This is a genomic window from Nitratireductor sp. GCM10026969 (assembly GCF_042660605.1).
Classification (GTDB): domain Bacteria; phylum Pseudomonadota; class Alphaproteobacteria; order Rhizobiales; family Rhizobiaceae; genus Chelativorans.
The window spans coordinates 41,282-61,854 of record NZ_JBHSUM010000012.1 but is presented as its reverse complement, the minus strand read 5'-3'; the positions used below and the strand labels follow the sequence as shown (position 1 = coordinate 61,854).

Sequence of the window (20,573 nt, the reverse complement as noted above, 5' to 3'; positions counted from 1 at the left end):
GGCCCGAACAGTCGCCCGCGCGCTGCTGCCGCTGGCGATTTCCGGCGCCTGTGCATCGGTCGTCTGCTGCGCCGCCGCCGGCACCGCAAGCGCGAAGCCAAGGGTCAGCGCGAGCGCGCCGAGAACGTGCTTTCTTTGATCCATGTCATCCGCTCCTTGCCAACGCCCCCTCAAGCACGGCTTCGGCCGGGCCGAAGATCTCCTCGAACGCGGCCTTCAGCGCGACGTCGAAATCGCCCATCGTCACCGGCAGGCCGAGATCGACCAGGCTGGTGACGCCGAAGCCTGAAATGCCGCACGGCACGATGCCGCCAAAGTGCGAAAGCTCCGGCTCGACGTTGACGGCGATGCCGTGAAAGCTCACCCAGCGGCGCAGACGGATGCCGATGGCGGCGATCTTGTCCTCCATGGGCGTGCCATCGGGCATCGGCGGCTTGTCGGGCCGCACGACCCACACGCCGACGCGGCCCTGCCGCCGTTCGCCTCTCACGTTGAAGCGGGCAAGGGTGGCGATGACCCAGTCCTCGAGCGCCGAGACGAAGGCGCGCACATCCTCCCGCCGCCGCTTGAGATCGAGCATGACATAGGCCACGCGCTGTCCCGGACCGTGATAGGTGTATTCGCCGCCGCGCCCGGCCTGATGGACGGGAAAACGCCCGGTATCGAGCAGGTCCTGCGGCGCCGCGCTCGTGCCCGCCGTGTAAAGGGGAGGATGCTCGACCAGCCAGACCATCTCGCCTGCCGTGCCGGCGCGAATGGCGTCGGCACGGGCTTCCATGAAGGCCAGCGCGTCTTCGTAAGCCGTCAGTCCCGGCTCTATTCGCCATTCCACCGGTCGCGCTTCCTGGTGTGGATGAAAAAGCGAGGGCGCGGGCGCTTCGTTCATGTGTCGGTCTCCATGCGGCGGTTATGACTCCGATCCGCCTTCAAGGTCCAGAAAGGGTTTAACAGCATTCTCCGCAACGGCGATTTTTGCTGCGATTTCACCCTCCTCAGGCTTGTCTCCCGGGGGGCGATTTGCTACATGCCCCGTGGCCGGTGCGAACCGGCCTTTCGTTGCGTGCGGTCGTGGCGGAATTGGTAGACGCGCAGCGTTGAGGTCGCTGTGGGGCAACCCGTGGAAGTTCGAGTCTTCTCGACCGCACCATCTAATTTCCAGGCTCTTGAAACCATTGTGCTTTTCGCGCTTTTCCCCGCACCGGAAACAGGAGGTGCGGGCATTGAATGGCCCACAGTTGTTCCGCCATGCACCATCCCCGCCTCTCTGAATATCCCTTCCGCAAGGTCTACCTGCATTGTCCCAAATGCGGCATCGAGGCGCAATATGACCGGGATGAACTGATCCGCGCCGGCGGCGATCGGGAATTGCTGGATTTCCGGTTGGAGGTGGCCCGGCGCAAGGGCTGCACGAAGACGAAGATCGATCCGTCGAGGGTCTTCGATCTTTGCGGGATCGTCTATCCCGATCTGGTGAAGGCCGGGCAATAAAAAAAGGCCCCGCCGACCGTGAGGCCAGCGGGGCGACAAAAGCAGGCGCAAATTATTCGCAGAAATATTCTAAGGCGATCGTCGGCCATTCTGCGCGGCCTCGATCCGCTGGAGGATCTCTCTCGTGACCTTCATGTCGGCCGCCAGACCGTTAAGGGTGTTCTCGACAGCCCGCATCGCATCGGCCGCGTCGTTAGCCCTCTTCTCCATATTGCTGATCCGAAGCTCGTGGTTGTCGAGAATGCGGACGTTGCTTTCGACGATGGACAGCCGCTTATCGAGCCTGTCGATATCTTCGGCGTTGGCGACCTGCCCCGCGTTCATGCGCTCCCAGGTGGCGCCCCATCCGGCAATCATCACGAAAAAACCGATGATGATTACGAGGGTGTTCGGATTCCATTCGAACCGCCATGTCGGCGCTTTCATCGGCATCTCGTTTTCCTTGTTCTGTCCCGCCATTTCATCCCCAGTGTTCAATGCTTTTGCGGTTGGAAAGGCTTCGGAAACCATCGGCGGGTAGTTTCATCCCAGCCTCGGCGATTTCCCGAAATCGTCGTGGTCAGGCTCGGCGCGAGGTTGCCGCCTCAGCGTCGAGCCGCTTGCTTTATTCCCAGCAGCCGCGAGAGGCGCCGAAAGCATTGTGCGCGGCGACATCCTCCGCGAAAGTGCGGTCGTTCATGATGATGAAGGAGCGCGTTTCGGCCGACGGCGTTAGCTTGCGCCAGCCGTCACACTCATTCGCAGGTGTCGTCGTCTGACACCCGGCCGCCAAGAGCGCGACACAGGGCAGCGTCATCCATGTTGCGGATCGTCTCATCGGTTGCGTTCCTTTCGCGGAGAAGATCGATCGAGCGCTCAAGAGCCGCGCGCCGCTCGGAGTTGATGCCAGCGTGATAGGCGGTCCTATGCGACCAGACGAGCGCGCCAATCAGGGCCGCAGCAATGCCGATGCGGACCCACGTGCCGAAAGCGAGGCCGAGCATCGATCAGCCCGCATTCGGAACTTGGTAGACGCCCCAGGCAGTGAGCGCCGAGACGACGAGCTCGAGCACCACATGATCAAGGCCGAATACGTCGACCTCCATCTGGCGCAGAACGGCGAGCGCGCTCACGCCGATGACGGCCGCAATGGCTTTGCGATACTTTCGCATGGGTCAGCCTCCTATGAACGTTGCGAGGGAGAAGCCGAACGAGAAGCCGCAGGCGAAGACGATGCCCGCGACCAGGAGAACGGCGTATTGAATGGTCATCCGCACCAGATCTCGAGCAGGTCGCACGGAAGATTGGCGATCAGCGCACCGGCCGCCGCCAGGATGGCTATGATTGCCGCCAGAATGCCGCCTCCTTTGCCCGCTGACGGGCTTGTCGGCTTTCCGGGCGCATCGGGCTCGCGCGCGCTGATGGGCTTCCCTGCCGGTTTCTCGGGAGAAAGCGTCGGCGCCTTGGGCTTGGCGTCTGGCTGCGGGAGCTGATCGAGCGTCGGCGGCTCGGTCTTGAGGAAGGCGGCGCGGAGCTCCTGCTCGACATTGATCACGCGCCCACTCGACCAGTCCGGCGAGAGATTGCCATGAACGCGGGTGTATTCGAGCATGGTCCCGTTGTTCGACCAGATGCCGTCGAAGAACAGGTCGCGCTCCTTCCTGCGCCGTTCCATGATCTCGGGGGGCTTGCGCCAGTCCATGAAGGTCTTGCGCGCCTTGGCCATGTCGCCGGCCTTGAAATGCCGCACCCACGACGCCCGCCTGATCGCGCCCGTGTTCCAGTGAAAGGAAACGGCCGCGGCGAACTGCGCCTGCGTGAGCGGGTGATCCTTGAAAACCTCCCGCACCTGCTCGGCATAGTTCGTCAGCGCCCAGACATAGATATCCATGCAGTGCTGGAGCGACTGGGGCTTGCCGATATAGCGCTCGACCCGGTGTCCGGTCGCGTTCGTCATGCCGATGCACCAAGTTAGAACCCGGGCGCTATCCCTGTAGGCTTGGCGCACAAGCGCCTCATGCGCGGCCACTTCCATGGCCACGTCAAAATCGACGCGCATCGTCTTTCCTTTCAGTGGAGGGTCAGGTCAGCGAAATGCCCCGAGAGCCCTTTTCATAGGCTTCTCCGGCGCTACAATCTCAGGTGGCAGCGGGTGGGCAACTTGGTCATGGGGTTATCCCGAAACCCCATTTCCTCCCGCTGCCGCTTCTCCGGTATTGATGTTTCAGGCGCGTAATGCGATGTGGACCTTACGTCTGCAATGCTTGGGAGAGGCCATGTCTCAGCGCATCGCCATAATGGCGCCCGGATTGAATCTGCTCGGGGATGCCGTGAGCAACGACGTCTTGGGAATGTACTCAGCGCTTAGCGAAACCTCTGTCGAAGCATCCATCAATGTCCCCGCGCCGATGCGGTCGTACGATCTAAATGTACAATCCTACGATGATGTTTTATCCCTCTCGCCAAAAGACATCGCCATTTACCACTATTGCACCGGTGATAGAGACGCCCTTGAAGTTCTGACGAAAACGAAAGCAACCGTTGTCCTCAAGTATCACAACGTGACGCCGAGCCATTTCTTCAACGGTTACTGCGACGAGTACAAGAGCGCTACCGCTGAAGCGCTCGAAATGCTCGGAAAGTTTGCCAACATCCCCGGCGCCTTGGCCATGGCGGATTCGGATTTTAACAAGCAGGCCCTACTCAGGCGTGGCATGCCAGAGGACAGAGTTTCCGTTGTGCCTCCGTTCCACCAAACGGACAGTCTCCTCGCACATAAGAAACCGCCCCAAGACGACGGCATCTTCCATGTCCTGTCGGTTGGGCGCATCGCTCCGAACAAGAATCTTGAAACTCTGCTCGAGAGCTTTGCCGACGGGGAGAAAAAGAGCGATCGATCCATGACGCTTCATATCGTTGGAACGACCGATCCGCGCCTTCTCGGCTACCGAAATAAGCTTGTTCGCATCCATAAGAGGCGCGGACCTATCAGCACCGTCTACCACAATGGCGCCTCCACGGAGATGTTGGCCGGCCTCTATTCGCAATGCTCCGCTTACATGACGTGCAGTGAACACGAAGGCTTCTGCGTGCCGGCGATAGAGGCCATGGCGTTCGGCCTTCCGATCATCGCGACAAAAGGGAGCGCTCTCACCGAAACCTGCGGCGATGCAGCCCTCCTGGAGAGCCGCCGCAAGGATTTCACCAATGCGTTGCTCATGCTCACGAAGGACGACGCTTTAAGAGCCGATCTAGGAGCCCGTGGCGGCGCCCGATACGAGCAGCATTTCGCGAACGAAGTGATCAGAAAGAAGTTTTTGTCCTTTGTCAGGGGCTTTCCACAGGTGGTGGCCTCGAACATCGCTATTGGATAGAGGGATTACATGCCGCTTTCAGAAGTGATCAACGTCGCGCGCTATGAAGATCCGGAATGGTTGGAGTTTCACAGTGCACTTGAGAAATTCTCGATAGACAAGCACGTCTTCAAGCACACCGAAGGCGAGGTCTACCGCAAAGGCTGGGAGTGGACGCACTGCATCTACGGTCTATCCATGCTGAGAGCAATCAAGCCAAGCGCGCGAGCCCTCGGCGTCGGCGCAGGCCGTGAGCCTGTGATCTTCTGGTTGGCAGATCAAATCCGTGAGGTCGTTGCGACGGACCTCTACGGCAATGATACCTGGAGCACCAACAACGGAGCCGAAGCCCCCGCCGACATTGTCGAGGACGCCGCAAAATACTGCCCGCGTCCATTCAGCAAGGATCGCATCCGTTTCGAAAACGCGGACGGAACCAATCTGCCCTATGAGGATGGCTCCTTTGATCTGTGCTGGTCTCTCTCATCCATAGAGCACTTCGGAGGGCATGAGGCATCCCGCCAGGCCGTCCGCGAAATGGCGCGCGTGACGCGCAAGGGCGGCATCGTCTGCATTGCGACCGAGTACCTGCTCTTGCCCGAACTGTCTCACCCCGAGTTCTTCACGAAGGGCGAGATCGAGGAATACCTGATTGGAGCAACGCCCGATCTGGAGCTTGTCGACGGTATGTCCTGGGATCTTCCGCCTTTCGACTACCTGATCGATCAGATTTGCATCGGGACTGAAAGCGTCCACCGGCGGCGCCGTCATGTGGTGCTCAATGACGGTAGCCACCAGTGGACATCTTTCATGCTTTTCTTCCGGAAGAATTAGGCTGCGTCCATCCACGCTTCCCAATCGAAGGTGAACAGATTGAGCCCGGATGTTGTGTCCACGGTGACAGCAAAGGAGGTGGCCCCCTTCGACGTCACCCAATGACGAACAGGCCCGGTATCGGATGTTGGCGTCACCACAACCTTCGTAGGTGCCGCCGCAAGCCCGTGAGCGATGACGACTGTTCCGTCAGCCTCCATCGTTCCGCTGCCCGAATTTCTGGTGGTATAGCCCGGGCAGTCTTTTATTTTCGCGCTTCCACCGCTGTTGTCTACTATCGGGGTGGGGCAGTTGGACACGTCGACGCCGTCGAGTTCCCAATCGGCGCCAGACTCAATCTGAACACCGATTTGCGGGTTGCCGCCATATCCATGATTGAGGCCCACACGAGTGCCCCGCATGATGCCAGTTGAATTTGCGGCGAAGAGAAAGGCCTGTTGGCCTGCAGTGTTCGAGCGGTTGTAATCCGAGACAAATCCGCCAAGGATCTGCGTATTTTTCGCGGTACCTTCGCACAGCATCGCGCGATTCCAGGAATTGGTCCACTGACACGCCTCGAAAATGGTGCTGTCGCTTTGCGCTATGTAGACGTCCTGATCGGCTGGCCTGTTTGAGAACCAACAGCCGATGAATTTCGTACCGACAGATTTATTGATGTTGGCCCCCACATTTTTGGCACTGTCGAAGAGGCAGTTGACAAAGACGCAGGTAAGGGGCCGCGCTCCGACGGAGTAAACTGTTGCATCGGTCAGAAGCGCATCCTGGCCGCCAACTACATCAACGTCGGTGAAGAGATGCGCTTCGCATTGCTCAAGAAGCCGAATGCCACCGCCGGCATGAGAATGGATTACGGAATCAACCGTTCCGCTGGCGCCGGATGTCGAGCCTGTGATGACGGTTCCGTTTGCGGGAGTGGCCTCAGTGAAGATGGCCTTGTAGTTCGTACCATCGGTGAATACCGTGGCAGTTCCGCCGGACCACGTGATTGTCTCCCCGTTCTGAAACGTGCCCGACACGCCCGTAAGTGTCATCCACGAGGAAGTGGCAGCAATGATGCCCTGCGAGACATAGTTGTCGGCGCTGCTTTCGAAGTGGATTGCAGCGTTTCTCGTGTCTAGCAGATCGAGCGACCGCATTTTGCCGTTGCCTGCAAGCGAGCTTACGCCATCGTAACACCCGGAGGTGTAGATGCTTTCAATCTCCCATCCATGAATGCCAGCTTCGATATCGATGAACTTACCGGCTGTAGGCGCAATTAGGTCATTGACTCGCTCGGCGCCGACGTTCTTCAAGGTCGGCCGATCAACAGTGGTGAACTGGAAGCCTCTCGTGTCTGTGCCGAGGAATCGCAGCTTCGAAGTCTTTCGGCCCTTCCCAATAACGTTCTGCCCTTTCGAGCACACGATGTATGCAGAGCCGTCCGTCGGTAGGTAGCCCAGCGTGAACTTCAGAATGCCTCGATCAACAACACTGTCGGCCCATTTCTGCGCTTCTGGAATGGCGCTGTTGGAGGTATTCATTTTCTCGCCAGCGAACCAGCCGAGATGAGCCACATCCAGCCCGACGACAGCACCCGTGCCCGTGCCGTCAAAATCAAACCGCTGCTTCTTCGGCGCATGGATCTCCGGCTCGTTCTGGCTGAAATCGACCGTTACGCCGTCCGCGATCAGGAACTTCGTGCCCGAGGAGAACCGCAGCGTCTTCGATGGCGTATAGTCCGTGCCGATATAGTAGGTGGCGTTCTTGAGGCGGATGACCTCTTCGGCCTCGGCTTCAAGTGCCACTAGAGAGGCAACAGCATCGATTGCTCCGTCCGCCACGATCTCCGTAGCGAATGCGGCCGCATAAGCGATGTTGCGCTGGGATTCGGTGACGCTGTCGACGTCGGAAAGGTTATTGGCGCGCAGCATGTCGCCGGTGCCGGGGCCGCTGGGGCCTTCCGGGCCGCGGATATCGATCGCATCCGCGATGTTCGGCGTCAGACCGGAAGCGCCGATATAGCCGGTCGCGGTCGGCTTCACGCCCTCGCCGCCGGTCCAGTCGTAGACCTCGAGAACGCGCCGGGCACCGTCGGTGATGATGCGCAGCAGCGGCGACCAGCCTTTTGGCCCGGTCGGGATGCCGGAGAGCCATTGCCAAGAGCCGGTGCCGGACGCCCCGACCTTCCTATAGATGCCATTGTTCGCCGGATCGGGGTCTGCAACGACCCATGCGCCCGTGCCATCATCGTGGTCAAGATCGGCGTCAAGCTCGGCTTTCGTGCCATAGACCAGCGCGCCGGCCGAGATGGCCGCCTGGATAGCCCGTTCGACCTCAGTCCCCCATACTTGGGTTTCGCCATTTACGACGCTGCGGGGGACGCCCGCGGCATCGGTAGGCGCAAAGACGTCGACTGCCGGCTTTGTGAAGACGGTCATGCAAATGCTCCAGATTTTCGGAAAGGCTTCGCCGGCGGAGCGCGCGGCTCCGGGCGGGAATGTCAGGTTGTCGGGTTGGCTATCCGGTCAGGTGACGGTGCCGGTTGCGTACGGTCCTGGTGTTCCATTCGAGGTTCTGGCCGAGGCGCGCCACTGGATCGGATCGGCCGTATCGCTCATGAAACGATCAATCGTGTATTCGAGACCGGGGCGAACGTTGTCGAACGTCTCCATGATCTCCCAATGCGGAGTGCCCAGCGGAGGGTCGTCAAAGCGCTCCAGAACGATGGTCACGACGCGCAGCGTGTCGGATCGAAGATGCCAAGTTACGGTCTTCGAGCCTCCGCCGTCGCTGACTTCAGTGGTATGGGCGTGGGGGGCAGGCGGTTCAGAGTTGTCGATCGCCATTGGGTCGATGGTCAGAAGGTCGGAGGGATAGGAGACATCGCCATCGCTGTTGGAGGCGCGCACGCGAAAGTCCACCCGGACTCCTCGAGTATCCGCCGTAGCCCATGCATATTTGCCGCTCCCGACGTCAGCGTCGTAAGTCGCCATGTTCGCCCAGAGGTCCGGCAGACCGCCCGTATAGGTGCGATAGTTCGCATCGGGACCGCTGACGCTCGATGCAATGGATATCCGCGTCTCGAACCCTCCGCCCGAATATTGCACCACGGCACCGGCCATCGGCGGTGGAGGCTTCGGCAGGTTGCTCTCGTACTGAAGATCGGGGGCAAGGAGTGGCGCTGGCGCTTCCATCGTCGCCGGGTTCCACGGCATATCGATCAGATCTTGCGGCCAGACGATGTACGGGATGTCGACCCGGCCCTCCTGATCGTTGCACCGCGGCGCGGCAATGCGGCAGATCATCTCCTCGTCGGCGTCGACATCGCTGATGGTCGCGTATGACAGGCCCCATGTCGCCATACCCACCATGTTCGTCCTGATCGCGCCGGCATCGGCCCTCGCCTGGAGAAACAGACGGCGCGCGACGCGCTGGGCTTGCGCGGCTGAGGGACAGAACGGCAATTCGACGTCGAAGATCTTCTCGCCATAGCGGACGACCTCTTCATCGATCCGCGCCCACCCGATGCCCGACATGTTGATCTCGCCCATGTCGAAGCCGCGCTCGGGCGAATAATACTTGATCCGACAGATGTTCGGGCGCTCGACCGCATCCGGGCCGGCCTTCCAGTCGAGTTCAATGATATCCCGCTCGGTGATCGCGATCTCGGAGGTGGGAGCATCGTCGATCAGGCGAAGGCGGATCAGTCCTTCCTCGCTCAGCACGACCTCGGCGCCGATGCTATCGAGCACCTGCTGCATGGTATCGCCGCGGCGGCTTTCCGACGGCCAGATGCCCCAGCAGCGCGACCGCGGCTCTGTACCCGTCAGGGTCGCCACGATCTGATCGGCCCTGTCCGCTTCCTGCGCGAGAAAGGCCCAATCGAAGTCAGCCGAGTCGAGATCGGGATAGCGCCGCATGATATGGGCGGCGCACAGAATGCCGTTGTCCGTCCATTTCCATGTGTTCTCGTTGTCAGGGTCTTGAGAAGGGTCGCGCGGATCGTAAACCGGCGTCATGCGCGCCGTGACAGTCACATCAGGCGCCCCGCCCTGATAGAGCTGTTGGAAAAGCTTGTTGCTGCTCTCGCTGTCGAGCGTCGGAACACGATAGCGTGCGAGCGATTGGAACACCCCGCGGCATCGGTGATCCGTCGTCCAGAGGGTCGGAAAATCAGCGATGAGTTGCGGCCATGCCGTCTCGTTGCCGGTGCCAACCTTCGATTTTATGTTGAGGTAGGTCTCGCCTTTGCGCGCCCAGGGCGGCGAGGAGACATCCCCGCCCGGATCCACAACCACCGGGCGGCCGCCGACGAAATACTCCTCGATGCCATCGAGCGGCCCCTTCAGGTGCCAGATCAGCCGAGAGATGAATATTCCCTTGGTGTTGCCGAAGGCCTTCAGGCCACCGACGCGCACACGGCCAATGCCGTTATATTCCGGTGTTTCCGCCTCCTGAAACGTGTTCTTCAGTTCGCCGGGGTCGATCTTTGGCTGCTGACGCTGCGAAAGCGCGAGCTGCGCGCCAAGCACCGCGGCATAGGCTGCGATCTGAAGACCCGTATAGAGGCCGGCGAACGGGATCACCGCGCCCAGCGGGCTCGCAAAGAGCGCGAAAGCGATCGGCGTGAAGATGAAATCCGCATGGGCGTGCGCCGTCATCGCCAGCAACGACACCGTGCCGGCCAAGGCAAATTTGATCCATTTCATGTCAGGTGATCGCCCAGACTTTTTCGTAACGACGCGGGGAAAGCCAGAAGGCACTCTTGCTCAATCGCCAGCAGCACAGGCCCTCGGAAGCGAAGATGACGCCCACCGGGCCGAAGCGATCTGTCGGGATGATGCCGACATCGCCAACCTGCGGGGCGCCCACACGCTCAGGAACGCCCGCTGACGTGCATATCCGATCCCAGAGAGGAACGAGGCCACCGGCTTGCGATGTCAGCCTGTGCGCCTCCTCCTGGCTGGAATAGGCGGGGATATGGACATCATAGCCGCACTCCCGCGCCCAAGCGGCACACAAGGCACTGCAGTCATCGGTGCCCCAGGTCACTTCTGTTCCGTGGTAGCGCTCAAGAAAGGCCATGAGATTTGCAAGGGTCTCGTCAGCCATTGAAGATCTCCACCACCTTGACACCAATGAACTGGCCGCCCTTGTCGCCGGGATAGCGGCGCTCCTGATCCGAGGCGTTCCACCTGCCCCCGAAAGGATAGTTTTGGCTCTGCCAGAGGCTTTCGACGGTGAAGGTGGCGAACCGGACGCCTATGCCCTGCCGATGCAGCGCCGGGGAACTCAGCTTGCCCGGAAACATCTTCTTCAGGCTGATCTCGACCTCGGCATACTCAGGGTTGAACGCGGCCCAGAAGAGATCGCACCGGGCGCCCTCGATCTCGCGCGCCATGGTCTTGATCTCTTTCCATGCGTCCTTGGTGATGCCGCCGAGCGTGAGGCCGACCGATGGCGCCTGACCGAAGCGCGGTTCCTCGACCTCCTCGAGTTGGACGAGATGTAGGCCGCCCGGATTGGTGATGCCGGTCCACTCGTGACCGCCGACCGTGATGCGCCCCACCCCGTTGTGGAGACGGCGCAAGCCGGAGGGCAGATCGAGCTCCGCGAACCACAGACGCGCGACATGGGGACCGGACAGATATTGCCGGTCAGCTTCAGGGAACAGCGCCATCGGTCAATCCGTGAAATAGTCGCGAACGTAGTAGTCAAAGACCTCGACCAGAACGACGCCTGCATTCGAGATGAAGTGAGCGTCCCGCGGCGCCGTGGCAGCATCCTCGTTCTCAAGGCGCATGGCCAAGGTGGGCCGGAGGGTTGCCTCATCATCCGTGGTCAGCGCTTTCCGTAGCGGCGGCCACACTCGATAATGACCGGGATCGAAGACCTGCGTGATCTCGTAGAGGCCCAGATGGAACGGAAAGAAGCCGATCAGGTCGCCCATCCCGAGGCGATGCCCCCAGAAGGCTTCGGCCAGCCAGATTTCCGTCCCGTTGAGCGGGGACGGCCGTGCCACGGGAACCTGTGGAGGGCTTGAGGCCCAATTTTTTCCGTTCGACCATGGTTCGCCATTCGACCACGGTTGCCCGAGGCGCCATGCCTGGCGCGTCGTGATGACGCCCATCTGCTCGAAATCCAGCCCGTCCCAATCGCAAAACGGAACACGGGTCGCGTTCGCACCGCCATGCAAGGCTGTGATCCAGCCGCGATAGCGCCGGGCGATCTGGCCCCGCATGTTCGCGAACTGAAACCGCCACCGCCATGCACCGAAGGGAGAGCCGACGGTCTGCGTGAAATTGCCGATCGAGGTATTGGATCCCGAGCCGATCGATCGCGGCCCGCTCAAAGGCTCGCGAAAGTTCTCGGGCAGGCCCATAGGCCAGTGCAGCAATCTTGCCATGTCTGCTCGCCTACGGCCGGGTGTTGCGGGTGTTTCGGGTGTCGGTGCGCTTGTCGACCATCTTCGGCACGTTGCGCGCCAATTCCTTCACGCTCTGCTCGACACGGGCAAGCTGCGCTGCGTCGGCACCAGGCGCGTTGATTGGCGCGTTGATGGTGACGGATGTCCCGCCCATAGGCATTCGATGGTTCGGAACGACCTGCGAGCCGCGCGGAAGGTTGACGAGCTCCGGGCCGCGCTCGCCGACTATTGCAAGGCCGCCGGGCGCCGAGCTCGTGCCGTTGGCAAAGCCAGGGACAATCGCACCGAGGATCTGCCCGAGAAGACCACCGCCACCACCGCTCAGGCTCTTCAACTGGAGCAACTGCTGCGCGACACGAATGAGGATGCCGATCAGTTCCTCGGCCTCAAGCTTGCCGTCCTCAAACGCGCTCACGATGCTTTCTAGGGCATCAACGCCGATCTGCTGAAGCTGCTCATAAGCCTCCTCCTGAGCCTGTATGGCGGCGTTCTCATTATGAATGGCTTCTGTGAGCGCTGCGATCTTTTCTCGCTGCTCATCGGTCGCTGCCGCGCCGGCTCTGCGGAGATTGTTCGCCTTTTCGCGTTCAACATCGGTAAGTCCGATCAGTGAACGTTCAAATTCCAGATCGGCAATAAGATCTCTAACAGCCTCCGCCTCACGGATCGCCGCGGCCGCCGCTCGATTTCGCGATCCAGCCCGTTTCTCGTCATCTTTGATCGGAACGACGGTTGTCTGCTGATCGACACCGTATCTTTCCCGAAGCTGCCGCTCCAGTCGTGCATCTCGTTGCGGATCTCCCCCTCCATGCGCCTGACGAATACGTGCATCGGCGTCCATTCCCAGGGCGAAGTTCGTTGCACCTTCACCGAAGAGTGCCCGTGATGCGTTCCGCAATGACGGATTGCTGATCAGGTCATTGAGGGCATCCGTGATAGCTCCGATTTCACTACCCATGTCTCTCAGGTAAGCGGAGGCGGCGAGGATCGCTGATTTGGCATTGATCTCGAAGGTGCGCCACAGGGCCGCGAATTCGTCGTCCAATTCCTCGGCCCGGCGCAAAAGTTCTTCATCGATCACGCCGCCCGCGTTGGCTGCGGCATCTGCCATATCATCAAGACCGGCCGCGCCGTTTCGCAACGCGAGAACCATCTTGCCACCGCTTCTCCCGAATGCTTCTGTCGCGAGTGTCATGGCCTCCTGTTCTGTCGCAGCATTCTTGATCAGCTCGGCATATTCACGAAGGAGGGCTTCCGAAGAACGTATGCGGCCGTCCGCACTGCGGATGGCTATACCGTTCGCCTCCATGATGTCGGCCAGCCGACCACCCTTTGTCGCGGCATCGCCCATGCGCCGGGTGAAGCGCTCCATGTTGCTTTCAAACTCTGTGGCGCTGACCCCGGCAAGCTCCATCCCGAATTGCAATTCCTGAAATGCCGTTGTCGTCAGGCCGACACGGTCCGCAGCCTTCGCCAATTCCGAGGCCTTGCTGATTTCCGTCATCGCCTTGCGCGCAGCCAACGCAACGCCGCCCAGGCCGACGGCAAGCGCACCGGCCGCCACGCCGCCACGGTCCATCAGTGTGGCGGCGGCCGAGAACCTTGAGGCCACACCGCCCAGAGGGCCATGGACAAGCGCGATCGATGCCGCACTGTTACGGAAGCTGTTGACGACGGAAGTCTGCATTCGCTGGGCGTTTTGCCTTATGCGACCGAATCCCCGCTCCGTTATCTGGGCCGAGCGCTGCATACGCCGATCATACTCGGCATTCTTCGCCTCGAGCTCGACGACAACCTTGTCCGCTGTGGTGACGACCATGCATTGATCCTCTAGGACGCATGCGCTAGCGTCCGCGCCCTACGGGAAAGGGAGGCGGCGTTGCGACTATGGATTGCGGTGGTTCTGACGATCAGTTTCACGATGAGCGCTGGTGCCCAAGAATCAGGGCGCGTCGACGACAAGAGTTCACGCATCAATCAAGAGATCAGGGCCATTGATCGCGAAATAGAAGAGATCCGCGCACGACGTATTGCGCGCGAGTGGATATCGCGTTTCGGGATCGATCCTGAAGCCGATGATATTCTGATTGAACTCGAAGTAGCTATTCGGCAGAGAAAGCCCTTTGCCCTCGTTTTCAATCGCTGCGTGAACAGGCATTTTTCCTTCGAGGTCGATGCGAAAGCATTCAAGGAATGTCTCGAAATGCAAGCCGAAGTCGAACGGCGCCTCGGCAATCCTCTCGATTAAATCTTCACGTTCGGATCATTCGCCGTCACCGACTGGAGCATTTCCGCAGCCTGCTCCCATTCCTCGTCGGAAACTTCCTTGGGCTTGTGCTTTTCGTTCCGCTTTTCCAGAGCCTCGAGCATGGTGGTAATCTCATAAAGGCTCATGGTATCGATCGCGCGGGGATCTACTCCGTACTGGAGTAACCCGGCCCGGAAGTCTCCGAACTCTCTTCTTTCGCCGGGTTCTCCCCGGCCTTCGGCTTTTTTGGCGGGATATCCTCAAAGCCGAACATGACGGCGCCCAGAACCGAACTCGCGACACTGAAGGGGCAATTCGGCCCGGAGCCCAATGGCTGCTGGATATAGGTTTCGGTCAAGCGTTTGGCCTCGACGGCGCCCAGGCCACCACCAATGAGCCCTAGCCTGATCACGTGATAGAGATCGGACCAAAACCAGGAGCCGTTCATCACGCGCTGGTAGATGGCGCCGAACCCGACCTTGCCGCAGACCGCTTCCAATTCCTCGATCTGCGCACCTTTGAGGGCGAACAGGTATTCCCCGTCCGCCCACTCAAGGGTAATTTCCGCTTTCGGATTGCCCACGGATCACCTCACGGCGTCACGACGGGAAGGGAATCGGCCGACTTGGTGTTGATGCTGCCGGAGACGTTCGTCGCCGTCTCGACCACATGCAATACCTTGCCCATATCACCTGCGATGGGCGAATAGCTGACCGTCGTCGCGCCGTCGATCGCGATATCATCCGCGAACCACTGATAGGTGAGATCGGGCGTGCCGGTATAGGTGCCGGGCGTTGCAGCGAAGGCCGATCCGACTTCCGGCGCCGTGGTCGGGATGGAGACCGGCGTGGTGACGCCCGGTGCCGGCGGAATGGAATGCCATTCGGGGCGCCCGTCGAAGACGATCGTGCCGGAGACGGTCCAGCGGCCGCGGTTCTCCGAGTTCTCGGCATATTCGGTCAGGAGGGCCTTGCCTTCCCAATAGCCTTGGTTCGGAGCGCCGATATTGCGATACCAGCGGACGAGGCGGAAGGCGTCGTCGATCCCCTCGGACATCGACCAGGCGTCCCAGATCGGCAAGGTCTCCTGGGCCAGCGTGCCGCTGAAAGTCAGGGTGAGGCGCTTGGAAACCGGATCGATGCCCAGCCAGGTCACCGCGTCGGGATCGTCACAGGGCGGCAGATCGACGTCCGACGTGTTGGCCGTCATCGATTTGCCAAGCGTGGTGATGCCGCACGGCGCGCCGAATATGCCACTGTCCGGCGGGTTCTCGATAAGAAGCTGCTGGCTTCCAAATCGGATGGAATAGTCTTCGTTCGCCATGGGGATGGCTCCTTCTCAGGGCTTTGATGCAGGGATAGGGATCAGGCCGGGACGGCCGTGATCGTGAACTGCGAGAATGCGTGCCAGCGGTCGGCCTCGTCGCCATCGCGCACGATGTCGGTGGACAGCCACTCGTTTTCGATGAGGCGCAGGTCAGCCGGCGCGAAGATCTTCATGCGATCGACGATCAGCGCGCAGATGTCGAGCGCGATGTCCTCCCCTGCCCCCGCATTGGACGTTTCCGCGAAGGCATGGAGCGTGACACGGTTGCTTGCCCCACTCCAGCACGTCGCCTCAAAGCCGGTCGTGATCGGGCTGCCGTAGCGAATGAACGGCCAGCGTATCTGTGACGGCACCTGGAGTGCGCGGATGCGCTCAGCGGGCACGACAGCCGTCAGAGCGCCATCAGCGGCAAGGTGCAAGATGACGCTGTATTTCAGCGCCCGCGTGATGTCAGTTGCCATCCCACTCGATCTTTCCGTCCTTGCCGATCTTGGCGTTCTTCGGCTTGGCGATGGTCTCGATCGCGCCGATGGACAGGCCATAGGTGACGCAGCCCATGGGTTCGTAACCGACCTGGCCGCGCTTGAAGGACTTCATCAGCCCTTTGCGCGGGATCCAGTCGAAGCGCTCGGCCGTGACGCGAAACCAGCGGCTTTTAGGAGTTGGCATCTCGGATACCTCGCATTTCCCAATAGGCGCGCGCCGGATCTTGCGTCAGGCCGTACAGCTTCCACCGCTGCCAATCGCCGGTGCGGAAGTCCTTCGCAACGATAATGTCATCCGAGGTCAGATCGGCACCGGCGACCGTGGATTGCAGCACAAGCAGGCGTACATCGGTGTCGGAATAGCCTTCCTGCTGGCGCATCGCCTCGGTGCAGACGTCCACCTGGACCTTACAGGCCACCGGCGGCTGCTCGACGGGAATTTCCGTGCCGCCCGGCTGCCATTGCATGACGACGCGGATCAGTTGCCCATCCTCATAGATCGAGGACAGGACCGAGCCGAAGATGCCCTGAAGGGCGTCAGTTCCGAGGAGACCGGACACGTCGAATATCCATGTTGCGGATTATGTCTTCTACCGCCTTGACGCTGGCGGGGTCGGCGGCGCCAACATTGACCGTGACCGTGACGGGCGCTTCTTCCGTATCGGTGTTGAGCTTCACCGAAGGGCCGAGGAATGAAAGGGAAACGGTCGCCCTCTCGCCGCGCGGGTTGCTCATCTGAATGTCAGTGGTGGGTAGACGCTCGCCTTTCCAATAGGCGCCCAGCCTGCCCTTGGCATCCATGCGGATTTCGAGGTTCGCATTTTCCGGCGTCGGAATGGTCATGAGTAGAATACTCCCGGCCAGCCATAGACCGGCCCAGGCCAGTCCTTTGCATACGGTGAAGGGCATATGCCCGTTGAGACGACAGCAACGCGCGGGCCGCGCTTGTTCATCTGGAAAAGTATCCAGAAATACTCGCCGCAGGCTGTGCTCGTGATCCAGCGCTGATAATCCGATTGGTTGCTGTCCTTGGCGAACTTGGTCAGCGTGAGCGTGCCGGATTTGATGGTCTGGAAACCTGCTGTGCCGTCCTTGTGCGCGCTGCTGTCGGCATCGTTCCCGAGGCCCGCGAGCGTCATCAGGTGGCAGGTGAGCGCGATGATTGCCGGGCGATAGCTCGATGCCACCCAGGACTTGTCGACCCAGAGCGCGGCCATGTCGAGATACTGCTGCACGGTCGCATTATCGACGGCATCGAACTGAGGCTTGGCCGCCTTGAACTCGGCAGGCGTGACCGGATCGTAAGCGGCCACGGTTATTCCTCCAGCTTCGCGTCGATGCGCTTCTGGATCTCGGCGGCCTTCCAGCCCATGTAAGGCTTGGTGCCGAAAAGGTCGGCGTATTCCTCGCGCAGCTTGACGAGCGCGGGATCTGGGGGGGCCTTGGGCTTGCGCTGGCGCTTCGCCTTGGGCTTGCCTTCCGTGATCTGGAAATAGCCCAGCGTCCGGTAGAGCGGCAGATGCATCGGATCGATGTCGACCGTGATCTCGCCGCGCGCCGGCAAGCGGGCGACCTTCCCGCCTTTGACGCGAATGTCATAGGGCGAGTTGGTCAGGTTCTTGATGTGGTGCATCGCCGTCTCTCCGGTGAAGTTGAAACGGCCCCGGCCGGAGCCGAGGCCACGATTTCGTCAGATGATCAGGGTGCCGGCGGCACAGGCGTCACGCCATCGCCGTAGCGCATGGCAAGCGGACGTTTCACGTCCACGGGACCGACACGGGAAATGCCGGGCACCACGTAGTTGAGCGGGCCGTCCTGATAAACGCTCAGGAAGCGGAACGGCATCGGCATGGGCAGCTCGAGGACCTGCTCTCTGTTCTGATAGCCGATGGCGCGACCGCCGCCCGCAACACCTTCCGTCGCCGCAGTGGCAAGCTCATTGACCTCGCGGATCATAAGCGGATTGCCGGTGCGGGCAGTATACTCGTTGTTTTCACGGATATACCGAAGGATGGTCATATTCGGGCTGGTGACGCCATAGGGCGTGCTCGCGATGTAGCGATACGCCAGAGGCGGCAGAAGCACCGTGTCGGCCAGTGTGGACGCCAGCGGCGTGTTCGGCGCAGAAAGCGGGCCCATGATGAGATAGTTGACATCACGAACGATCTGCTCCGGCGTCTTGTTGCCGGTGCCGTCGTTGAGTACCCATGCCGTGTTCGGCGCGGCCGTGCCGTCGGCTTGCACCGCGACCGGCGTGACATACTGACTGTTGAGCAGTCCGGTCCATCTCTTGACGGTCGAGCCGGTCAGTACGTTGTTCCAGATGAACTCCTCCGATGCCCGGCGCGCGGCCTCGGCCCGGCGGCCGGTCAGCGGGAAGTTGACGAACGCGGCCTTGCCGAGCTCTTCGACGTTCCACTGATAGCCGACCGCATACATGTCGAAGTTGACGGACTGGATGCCGAGCTTGGTGTCGGCCAACGGGATGTCCTTGGCATAGCCGGACTGCCACTCGGCCTTGCCAACGATGTCGCCGACCAGCGTGTCGGCGCCGGACGCCCATTCGGGATAGTTGGTGTTGACGGGCACGAGAGCGGCGTAATCCATCTCGGGATACTCGATCTCGTAGATCTGAGCATTGAGCACATGGCTCTGCTTGCGCGCGAAGCTGAACACCGCAGCCGGGTCAGCATCGAGGATGTTGAAAGGTTCCATTGCGAAAAATCCTTCTCGGGGACTGAGACTGCCTGGCGGCGTTCAATCGGGTTGGATTACGGGGCGGCCGGGATGCGGCGAAGGCGGATCTTCACCAGATCGCCATCGGCAGCAGCGGCGCTGTCGAACTCGGCGTTCGGGATGAGGGTGTCCGTGTTGGTATCGGAATACCTGCCCGTCGACGCGGCCCAATAAACGGGACCGCCCGCAGTGCAGGCACCGCCCGCAAGCGCCCAGATGACGCCGGACTCCATCACCGGAGTGTTGTAGCCCTCGGGATAGGTATCGGCACCGAGCGTCACGTCGGCCTCGGTGATGCCGCGGAAGACGCCGGCCCCGTCGTACTTCTTCACCTGCTCGCCGGCGGTGCCGCGCATGACAGGCTGGGCGAAGCCGATCGGGTTCGCGGTGACGTCCTCGGCCAAGCCGGTGAGGCCGTTCCACTCTTCCATGTTCTGACGGCGGCCGACCATGCCGGCGGCCATCTCGTTCGGGATAGTCGTCTGAAGCGGAGGCATGTGCTTCTCTCCAATGAAAAAGGCGGCTCAGCGGCCGCCCGTCGGTTGCGTGTGAGTGGTTGAGGGAGCCGGCGCTTACGCCGACTTCTTGCGGCTCAGCCGATCGAGCATGGCTTGGTGAGCGGCCTTCTCGGCCTTGGCCTCGTCGTTCATGGCGTTGGGGCGCAGATGCGTGATGGTGTCGCGCAACTGGTCGTCGCCCTTCACGTCCTCTGCCAGGATGTCGAAACGGGCGTCGATGTAGGCGTCGGACTTGTCCTTGATCGCCTCATCTCCCAGCTTCGCCTTGACGACGGCCTTGCGGATATCGGCGTCCTTGACGCCATCGGTCTTGACGTCGGGCGCAATGACCTTGGCCTTGGAAACCAGGTCGGCGCGATCCGCTACCTTGGCGTCAAGGGCGTCCTCATCGAGAACCTTCTTCTTCAGGTCGTCGATCTCGGCGTCCTTCTTCGCCATCTCGGCGTCCTTGTCCGCCATAGCCTTTTCGTGCTTGGCCTCGGCATCGGCGAGCTTCTGCTCGACGGCCGCCTTGTCCTTGGTCAGCTTGTCGATGGCCTGGGCGCCGGCGTCGGTCGTCTCGACCTGGAGCCCATCGACCATCACCTTACGCAGAGTGTCAGTCATTTTGACTTTCCTTCCATGATCTGCAGGGGTGTTGACGGGGCTCGCGCCCCATTTGCTCGCATCGTCTCCGATGCGCACGTCCGAGCCGGCGCGCCCTCGGCGCACGATGGCAACGTGATTGGCTCGAATGTTCCTCTGGACGGCATCGAAAGCATCGCCGTCGGCTGTATTTCCCGCCGTCCAATCAAGCATGGCGTTATAACCGGAGCTCAGCTCGCGCTTGCCGTCCTCGATGTCCCTGATGGCGGATGCATCGGCCACCATGAGCGGCACGCGCAGCAACGCACCGTCTCGGGCAACCTCCTCGGCCGTCTGGCCCACCGCATGCTCTTTCCAGTTGTCCGCGGTCACGGCCTCGTCGGGATGGTCGTTCGTCACCGGGCGATGGGCGAAGCTCGCCATGGCATCGGAGGAAAACACCTCTTCCTCGGGCCGATAGACGCGCACCACGTCCATCTCGGGCTTGCCAACTTCCCATCCGGCATAGAGCTGAATGCCGGTGCGGGCGACGCTGGCATCAGCGACCAGATAGCCGTCATCGCGCCGCCGCGTGCCCGCGATGGCGACCGTATCGGTGAATTTCATTGGCTGGTT

The 20,573-nt window shown here is 61.1% G+C and carries 27 protein-coding genes and 1 tRNA gene; 5 read left to right on the top strand and 23 right to left on the bottom strand.

Annotated elements, in window-relative coordinates; all coding sequences use genetic code 11:
* Positions 1-145 precede the first annotated feature (145 nt).
* Positions 146-886, bottom strand: a complete 741-nt coding sequence (gene lipB, locus ACFP9U_RS05390) for a lipoyl(octanoyl) transferase LipB (RefSeq protein ID WP_378619632.1) — start codon at positions 884-886, stop codon at positions 146-148.
* Between the two features lie 176 nt (positions 887-1,062).
* On the opposite strand from lipB, the gene ACFP9U_RS05385 reads away from it, so the two are divergent.
* Positions 1,063-1,147, top strand: a tRNA-Leu gene (locus ACFP9U_RS05385).
* A gap of 77 nt (positions 1,148-1,224) precedes the next feature.
* Positions 1,225-1,488 (top strand): hypothetical protein, encoded by a 264-nt coding sequence (locus ACFP9U_RS05380; protein WP_378619631.1) that lies wholly within the window; start codon positions 1,225-1,227, stop codon positions 1,486-1,488.
* 69 nt (positions 1,489-1,557) lie between these two features.
* On the opposite strand, the gene ACFP9U_RS05375 is transcribed toward ACFP9U_RS05380, so the two are convergent.
* From ACFP9U_RS05375 to ACFP9U_RS05360, 4 genes are all read right to left on the bottom strand, one after another.
* A complete protein-coding gene (locus ACFP9U_RS05375) occupies positions 1,558-1,914 on the bottom strand; it encodes a hypothetical protein (protein ID WP_378619634.1) in 357 nt (118 codons plus the stop codon).
* A 308-nt stretch (positions 1,915-2,222) separates the two neighbouring features.
* A complete protein-coding gene (locus ACFP9U_RS05370; RefSeq protein WP_378619629.1) occupies positions 2,223-2,471 on the bottom strand; it encodes a hypothetical protein in 249 nt (82 codons plus the stop codon).
* Between the two features lie 3 nt (positions 2,472-2,474).
* Positions 2,475-2,639: a hypothetical protein gene (locus tag ACFP9U_RS05365; RefSeq protein ID WP_378619628.1), complete on the bottom strand. Its 165-nt coding sequence runs from the start codon at positions 2,637-2,639 to the stop codon at positions 2,475-2,477.
* 95 nt (positions 2,640-2,734) lie between these two features.
* Positions 2,735-3,526 carry a lysozyme gene (locus tag ACFP9U_RS05360; RefSeq protein ID WP_378619626.1) on the bottom strand — a complete coding sequence of 264 codons (792 nt, stop codon included), beginning with the start codon at positions 3,524-3,526 and terminating at the stop codon, positions 2,735-2,737.
* Between the two features lie 217 nt (positions 3,527-3,743).
* Here ACFP9U_RS05360 and ACFP9U_RS05355 point away from each other — a divergent pair, with 217 nt between their 5' ends.
* Positions 3,744-4,841 carry a glycosyltransferase family 4 protein gene (locus tag ACFP9U_RS05355; RefSeq protein ID WP_378619625.1) on the top strand — a complete coding sequence of 366 codons (1,098 nt, stop codon included), beginning with the start codon at positions 3,744-3,746 and terminating at the stop codon, positions 4,839-4,841.
* A 9-nt stretch (positions 4,842-4,850) separates the two neighbouring features.
* The gene (locus tag ACFP9U_RS05350) at positions 4,851-5,654 is read left to right on the top strand and encodes a class I SAM-dependent methyltransferase (protein ID WP_378619623.1); all 804 of its coding nucleotides are present in this window, start codon (positions 4,851-4,853) and stop codon (positions 5,652-5,654) included.
* Here the strand turns inward: ACFP9U_RS05350 and ACFP9U_RS05345 are convergent.
* The 6 genes from ACFP9U_RS05345 to ACFP9U_RS05320 form a co-directional block, all read right to left on the bottom strand.
* Positions 5,651-8,071: a hypothetical protein gene (locus ACFP9U_RS05345; RefSeq protein ID WP_378619621.1), complete on the bottom strand. Its 2,421-nt coding sequence runs from the start codon at positions 8,069-8,071 to the stop codon at positions 5,651-5,653. The two genes, ACFP9U_RS05350 and ACFP9U_RS05345, sit on opposite strands and share 4 nt — an antisense overlap.
* Before the next feature lie 87 nt (positions 8,072-8,158).
* Entirely contained in the window at positions 8,159-10,342 is a 2,184-nt protein-coding gene (locus ACFP9U_RS05340) for a phage tail protein (RefSeq protein WP_378619620.1), read from the bottom strand.
* Position 10,343: 1 nt separating this feature from the next.
* The gene (locus ACFP9U_RS05335) at positions 10,344-10,745 is read right to left on the bottom strand and encodes a DUF6950 family protein (RefSeq protein ID WP_378619618.1); all 402 of its coding nucleotides are present in this window, start codon (positions 10,743-10,745) and stop codon (positions 10,344-10,346) included.
* Positions 10,738-11,313 (bottom strand): transcriptional regulator, encoded by a 576-nt coding sequence (locus ACFP9U_RS05330; protein WP_378619617.1) that lies wholly within the window; start codon positions 11,311-11,313, stop codon positions 10,738-10,740. Before ACFP9U_RS05330 ends, ACFP9U_RS05335 begins: the two co-directional genes overlap by 8 nt.
* Before the next feature lie 3 nt (positions 11,314-11,316).
* Entirely contained in the window at positions 11,317-12,039 is a 723-nt protein-coding gene (locus ACFP9U_RS05325; RefSeq protein ID WP_378619615.1) for a hypothetical protein, read from the bottom strand.
* Positions 12,040-12,049: 10 nt separating this feature from the next.
* Entirely contained in the window at positions 12,050-13,879 is a 1,830-nt protein-coding gene (locus tag ACFP9U_RS05320; protein WP_378619614.1) for a hypothetical protein, read from the bottom strand.
* A 78-nt stretch (positions 13,880-13,957) separates the two neighbouring features.
* Between ACFP9U_RS05320 and ACFP9U_RS05315 the strand changes: the two genes are divergently transcribed.
* Positions 13,958-14,308, top strand: a complete 351-nt coding sequence (locus ACFP9U_RS05315; protein WP_378619612.1) for a hypothetical protein — start codon at positions 13,958-13,960, stop codon at positions 14,306-14,308.
* Here the strand turns inward: ACFP9U_RS05315 and ACFP9U_RS05310 are convergent.
* From ACFP9U_RS05310 to ACFP9U_RS05255, 12 genes are all read right to left on the bottom strand, one after another.
* Complete coding sequence (locus tag ACFP9U_RS05310) at positions 14,305-14,454, bottom strand: hypothetical protein (RefSeq protein WP_378619611.1); 150 nt, start codon at positions 14,452-14,454, stop codon at positions 14,305-14,307. The genes ACFP9U_RS05315 and ACFP9U_RS05310 overlap by 4 nt on opposite strands.
* Positions 14,455-14,474: 20 nt before the next feature.
* A complete protein-coding gene (locus ACFP9U_RS05305) occupies positions 14,475-14,891 on the bottom strand; it encodes a GTA-gp10 family protein (RefSeq protein WP_378619609.1) in 417 nt (138 codons plus the stop codon).
* A gap of 8 nt (positions 14,892-14,899) precedes the next feature.
* A complete protein-coding gene (locus tag ACFP9U_RS05300; protein ID WP_378619607.1) occupies positions 14,900-15,631 on the bottom strand; it encodes a phage tail tube protein in 732 nt (243 codons plus the stop codon).
* A gap of 41 nt (positions 15,632-15,672) precedes the next feature.
* Positions 15,673-16,095: a DUF3168 domain-containing protein gene (locus ACFP9U_RS05295; RefSeq protein ID WP_378619606.1), complete on the bottom strand. Its 423-nt coding sequence runs from the start codon at positions 16,093-16,095 to the stop codon at positions 15,673-15,675.
* Positions 16,085-16,303: a hypothetical protein gene (locus ACFP9U_RS05290; protein WP_378619604.1), complete on the bottom strand. Its 219-nt coding sequence runs from the start codon at positions 16,301-16,303 to the stop codon at positions 16,085-16,087. Before ACFP9U_RS05290 ends, ACFP9U_RS05295 begins: the two co-directional genes overlap by 11 nt.
* The gene (locus ACFP9U_RS05285; protein ID WP_378619603.1) at positions 16,290-16,679 is read right to left on the bottom strand and encodes a hypothetical protein; all 390 of its coding nucleotides are present in this window, start codon (positions 16,677-16,679) and stop codon (positions 16,290-16,292) included. Before ACFP9U_RS05285 ends, ACFP9U_RS05290 begins: the two co-directional genes overlap by 14 nt.
* On the bottom strand, positions 16,657-16,962 hold the full coding sequence (locus ACFP9U_RS05280) for a hypothetical protein (RefSeq protein WP_378619601.1): 306 nt from the start codon (positions 16,960-16,962) through the stop codon (positions 16,657-16,659). The genes ACFP9U_RS05285 and ACFP9U_RS05280 overlap by 23 nt, the downstream gene beginning before the upstream one ends.
* The gene (locus tag ACFP9U_RS05275) at positions 16,959-17,432 is read right to left on the bottom strand and encodes a DUF4054 domain-containing protein (RefSeq protein ID WP_378619600.1); all 474 of its coding nucleotides are present in this window, start codon (positions 17,430-17,432) and stop codon (positions 16,959-16,961) included. The genes ACFP9U_RS05280 and ACFP9U_RS05275 overlap by 4 nt, the downstream gene beginning before the upstream one ends.
* Before the next feature lie 2 nt (positions 17,433-17,434).
* Positions 17,435-17,752 (bottom strand): hypothetical protein, encoded by a 318-nt coding sequence (locus ACFP9U_RS05270; protein WP_378619598.1) that lies wholly within the window; start codon positions 17,750-17,752, stop codon positions 17,435-17,437.
* A gap of 65 nt (positions 17,753-17,817) precedes the next feature.
* Positions 17,818-18,834 (bottom strand): major capsid family protein, encoded by a 1,017-nt coding sequence (locus ACFP9U_RS05265; protein ID WP_378619597.1) that lies wholly within the window; start codon positions 18,832-18,834, stop codon positions 17,818-17,820.
* A 56-nt stretch (positions 18,835-18,890) separates the two neighbouring features.
* Positions 18,891-19,352 carry a structural cement protein Gp24 gene (locus ACFP9U_RS05260; RefSeq protein WP_378619595.1) on the bottom strand — a complete coding sequence of 154 codons (462 nt, stop codon included), beginning with the start codon at positions 19,350-19,352 and terminating at the stop codon, positions 18,891-18,893.
* A 75-nt stretch (positions 19,353-19,427) separates the two neighbouring features.
* On the bottom strand, positions 19,428-20,564 hold the full coding sequence (locus ACFP9U_RS05255) for a DUF2213 domain-containing protein (RefSeq protein ID WP_378619593.1): 1,137 nt from the start codon (positions 20,562-20,564) through the stop codon (positions 19,428-19,430).
* Between the last annotated feature and the right edge of the window lie 9 nt (positions 20,565-20,573).